This window comes from Bradyrhizobium sp., assembly GCF_030697065.1.
Taxonomy (GTDB): domain Bacteria; phylum Pseudomonadota; class Alphaproteobacteria; order Rhizobiales; family Xanthobacteraceae; genus Bradyrhizobium.
Genome location: NZ_JAUYQU010000265.1, coordinates 1 through 3478 on the forward strand (window position 1 = coordinate 1; position 3478 = coordinate 3478).

Consider the following 3478-nt stretch of genomic DNA (forward strand, 5'->3'; position numbering starts at 1 on the left):
CGGCGCGCGGGACTCGGGATCGACGGCGGCATAGCGATACCCGCTGCGGTCGGTCACCCAGCCGGCGCTGCCGCAATTGGTCATCGCCACCGACATCGAATGGCCGCCCGGCGTCACCATATGGCGAAACGGCGCCTGCGCCACGATCTCGTCGATCGCAGCGATCAGTTCGGCTTCGAGCGGTCTCGCGAAGCCGCGCAGGAGCACGGCACCGTCCGCCATCGCTTCGCGCGAGGGACGCAGATCGGGGATGCTTTCAAACAGATCGGCCGTCAATAAGGTCGCACTCGCTCAATGGTCGGATTCACATGGAGGTTCAATTCACTTGGCATCGTGAAAGATTACGCCCACGGTATGGCGGTGGCCGGAGCGCAGCCGGCTGACGCCATGGCGCAGATTAACCCGATAGAAGCCGCGCGTCCCCTGCACCGGCCGGTGGTGCACAGCAAAGGCCACCGCGTCGCCCTGGGCCAGCGGCACCACTTCGGGACGCGACTGCATGCGCGGCCGCTGCTCGGTCAGCACGAATTCGCCGCCGCTGAAATCGCGGCCCGGTTCCGACAGCAGGATTGCCACCTGCAGCGGAAAAACATGCTCGCCATAGAGATCCTGATGCAGGCAATTGTAGTCGCCGGCGCCATATTGCAGCAGCAACGGCGTCGGCCTGACCTGGCCGGCCTCATGGCACCGCTTCAGGAAAGCCTCGTGACTTTCGGGATAGCGGGTATCAATCCCCATCGCCTCGTTCCAGCGGTTGGCAACGCCGCAGAGCCTCGTGTAGAGCGCCGGGCGCAGACCCGCGATCAGGTCGGGCAGCGGATAGCAAAAGTATTTGTATTCGCCGCGGCCAAAGCCGTGGCGCCCCATCACCACCCGGCTGCGGAAATTCCTGTCGTCGGAATAGAGGCCCGCGAGTTCGCCGCATTGTTCCGGAGAGAGCAGGCCCTTGAGAACGGTGCAGCCCTGGGCGTCGAGATCGCCGGTTGCCTGCGCCCAGTCGATGGCGTCAACGCGGGCCGCGATGTCGGAAGATGGCCGGACGATTTCTTTGAGGTTCGATTTCATGGACGCAGTTTCGCAGACGCCGCCGGTTCCCACCACCCGATTTCCGAAACATGTCCGTCATTCCGGGGCGATGCGAAGCATCGAACCCGGAATCTCGAAATTCCCCGGAGCGCAATTGCGCTCCTGTGGTCTGGTCCTTACGCACCATCCCGGAATGACGGGTTACCCCAGCACCGGCAGCACCGTCACGTCATACGCGTGGCGGATGCTGCGCTGGAGCACGGGATCCTCCAGTTCATATTCGAACCGATCGGCCGGGCGGATGCCGCCGATGGCGGCAAAGGTGCCGCAGAACATGGCGCAGCCGTCGGGAAACCCCTTGTCGCCGAAACCGCGCTGGATCAATTCCTGGACCGGGAGCATGTGATCCAGCGTGCCTTGCTGGTACACCACGCGTTCGCCTGATATCCACGCCCAGGCGCGCAGGGTCATCTGGTCCCAGTGGCCGATGACATCTTCCAGCTCCCACAACACAGGCGCCATCACCTTGTCGCACATCTGCTTCGACACCGTGACGTTGTAGGCTTCCACCTTGCGATCGGTGTGGTCGGAGCCGAGGCCGACGAAGATGCGGCCCTGCCAGCCGATCAGCACGAACTCGACCTCGCCGCTGGAATCCGGCCCGCAGACTTCGATGCTGTCCGTGGTGGTCAGCCGCCGTGCCGAGACCCGGTAATAGATCGGCGTCGAGGCCGGACGGGCGATGCCGATCGCTTCGAGCTCGGCGATGTGCTTGTCGCGCGCCACCGGATCGCGTCCGGTCCAGCCGGCGATCACGGCCCGGTCGATCGGCAGCGTCAGCGGCCTCCCCGCGCCCTGTCCCTGAACGGTAAAGCTGAGATCAAACACGGATGGCGTCCTCCATGCCTGCCGCCAGTTCGAAGATGCGGCGGTCGGCCCCGGCAGATGCCGCCAGCATCAGCCCGACCGGCACCTCGCCTTCGCGATGGCAGGGCAACGAGATCGCGCAGCCGTCGATCATGTTGATCAGCGTGCAGTTGCGCAGCGACAGCAGGTTCGCCCGGGTGAAGGCCTTGTCGTCGGCGAGGTCGGCAATGGCCGGCGGCGTGTTGGCCGTGGTCGGCATCACCAGCGCGTCATAGGGCGCGAGGCGGACCGTGGCGCGCTCGATCATCGACTTGCGCGTCACCATTAAATCGATGTAGTCGGCGGCGCTGATGCTTTCGCCGCGCATGATCCGCAAGGAAACGCGTGGGTCGTAGACGTCGCCGCTGCCGACGATCAGATAGCGATGCCAGGCAAAGCTCTCCGCCGCGGCGAACCCGCCCTTGGTGTTCATCACCCCGACATCGAGGAATTCAGGCACTTCGATCCGCTCGATCAGCGCACCCCGGCGCGACAGCGTCTCCAGCGCGCGCTCGAAGGTCCGCGATACCTCATCGTCGAGATCGTCGAGCGCCACCGTGGTCGGCACCGCCAGCCGCATGCCCTTGATCGGACGCGGCTGCAGCGGCACGAAGTTCTCATCGGCCAGCACGGCGTCGAGCGCCGCACAGCAGGCGACCGTGCGCGCCAGCGGGCCGATGCTGTCGAGCGTAGACGACAGCGGCACCGCGCCGTCGAGCGGCACCCGACGCTGGGTCGGCTTGAACCCGACGATGCCGTTAAAGGCCGCCGGAATCCGGCAGGAGCCGCCGGTATCGGTGCCGAGCGCCCCATGCGCCATGCCATCGACCACGGACACCGCCGCGCCCGACGATGATCCCCCGGGCACATGGCCGACATTGCGCTGCCAAGCGCCCTTCGGCGTACCGTAATGCGGGTTGATGCCAATCCCGGAATAGGCGAACTCGGTCATGTTGGTGCGGCCGATCACGACGAAACCGGCGCGACGAAGCCTTGCCACCGCTGACGCATCGGCCTCCGCCGGCGCGGAATCGTCGAGCGCGCGGGAGCCCGCGCGGGTCACCTGCCCCCTGATGTCGAACAGGTCCTTGATCGAGACCGGAATGCCGGCGAACCGCGACGGCGCAGCCTTGACCTCGCGCAAACGGTCCATCGCCTCCGCGGCCTCGATCGCCGCCTCCGCATCGACACGAACAAAAGCCCGCGCGCCCTCGCCCGCGCTGTCGGCGATCCTGGCCAGGCAGTCATCGACCAGCTTGCGGGCGCTGGTGCGGCCGCCGGCGAGATCGTCGGCCAGTGTAGCCAGAGTCGGGATATTGGACATGGCGCGTGCTCGCTTCCTGAGGGTTGCGGCATTGTTATGGAGCACGGCGCGCGGCCGATCAATCCTCGAGGCGACCGCGCCCTGGCGGTGGCATGCAAGCTCGCCGGGATACCCGATAGTGCGCGTGCCGGAATACGCGCCATGCAGCGGCGCGGCTGGACCGTTGACGCCGAATGGTCAATGTCGCATCAAGACCGCAACCTGCGGGCCACGCCGCCCGAT

At 66.2% G+C, this 3478-nt stretch carries 4 protein-coding genes; all 4 read right to left on the reverse strand.

What is annotated here, in order from left to right:
• A partial coding sequence (locus Q8R73_RS20970; RefSeq protein ID WP_305721459.1) for an alpha-ketoglutarate-dependent dioxygenase AlkB occupies nt 1-276 on the reverse strand: 276 nt, incomplete at its 3' end.
• A gap of 45 nt (nt 277-321) precedes the next feature.
• Nucleotides 322-1065, reverse strand: coding sequence for a 2OG-Fe(II) oxygenase (locus Q8R73_RS20975; RefSeq protein WP_305721460.1), 744 nt, complete (start codon nt 1063-1065; stop codon nt 322-324).
• Between the two features lie 162 nt (nt 1066-1227).
• Nucleotides 1228-1914, reverse strand: a complete 687-nt coding sequence (locus Q8R73_RS20980) for a DUF2848 domain-containing protein (protein ID WP_305721461.1) — start codon at nt 1912-1914, stop codon at nt 1228-1230.
• On the reverse strand, nt 1907-3256 hold the full coding sequence (locus tag Q8R73_RS20985; protein WP_305721462.1) for an amidase: 1350 nt from the start codon (nt 3254-3256) through the stop codon (nt 1907-1909). Before Q8R73_RS20985 ends, Q8R73_RS20980 begins: the two co-directional genes overlap by 8 nt.
• Between the last annotated feature and the right edge of the window lie 222 nt (nt 3257-3478).